Annotated in this window: 1 protein-coding gene; it reads right to left on the reverse strand. The window is 73.0% G+C overall.

Translation table 11 applies throughout. The annotated features are described in order from the left end of the window. On the reverse strand, nt 1–819 hold an 819-nt coding region (locus tag AOK03_RS39930), incomplete at its 3' end, for an AfsR/SARP family transcriptional regulator (protein ID WP_055570209.1). Nucleotides 820–1087: the final 268 nt, after the last annotated feature.

The following is a 1087-nucleotide window of genomic DNA, read 5'->3' on the forward strand; positions in this document are numbered from 1 at the left end:
GGTGGGGGCCGCCGCGGGGGTCTGGGCCGCGAGGTCGTGGCCGGCGGTCAGGATGGAGCGCTGCAGGCGCCGCAGCCGGGCCGAGGGCTCCAGGCCCAGCTCCCGCACCAGGGTGGTGCGCAGCCGCTGGTAGGCATCCAGCGCCTCGCCGCGCCGCCCCGAGCGGTGCAGCGCGAGCATGTACTGGGCGTGCAGGCTCTCGTGGGTGCGGTAGCCGTTGACCAGTACGGTCAGTTCGGCCAGCAGCTCCCGGTGGCGGCCCAGGCGCAGGTCGGCCTCGATGCGCCGGTCCAGCGCGCACAGCCGGCTCTCGTCCAGCCGCTTGATCTCCATCTGCAGCTGCGGGCCGGCCTGCACGTCGGCGAAGGCGGTGCCCGACCACAGGGCCAGCGCCTCACGCAGCTGGCGGGCCGCGCCGGCACAGTCCCCGGCGTCCATGGCCCGGTAGCCGGCGCCCGCCAGCCGCTCGAAGGTGCGCACGTCGCTCGCGCCGCCCCCGCCGCACAGCAGATAGCCGCCGGGCATCGTCACCAGCACGTCCTTGGCGCTGCGCGGACCGCCCGCCCCGTCCGGGACGGCCTCCCGCGCCAGCGCGGCGGCGATCAGCTCGCGCAGCTGCAGCACATAGGTCTGCAAGGTGGTGCGGGCGCTGCGCGGCGGGGCCGCGCCCCACAGCTCCTCGGTCAGGGCGGACACCGGCACCATCCGGTCGGCGTGCAGCGCCAGCAGCGCCAGCACCTGCCGGGGCTTGGGGGCCGTGGGCGTGATGGACAGGCCGTTCTCCCGTACCGCCAGCGCACCGAGTACCTCGATGTCCACAGCGTCCCCCTGAAGGTGGTTGATGCCGCTCGCGCTGGATGCCGCTCGCGGGTCCGATCCCCTTACCGCACCCAGATTCAAATAGATTCGCGGAGCCCTGTCAATACAAAACCGCGTAGCTGGTTTCTAGCCGTGCTGCACCTGACCTCAGGCGATCTACCTGCCGTTTCTTGAGTGGATCTTGAGGAAGGGCCAGGTCACACGGGTGCGGACCGGTTGCTTTTGGCCGCGGGTGGCCGGTCCGGCACGGGTGCGGGCGGGTCCGGGC

Origin of the sequence: Streptomyces atriruber, assembly GCF_001418325.1 — a bacterium.
In the GTDB taxonomy this organism is placed as follows: domain Bacteria; phylum Actinomycetota; class Actinomycetes; order Streptomycetales; family Streptomycetaceae; genus Streptomyces; species Streptomyces atriruber.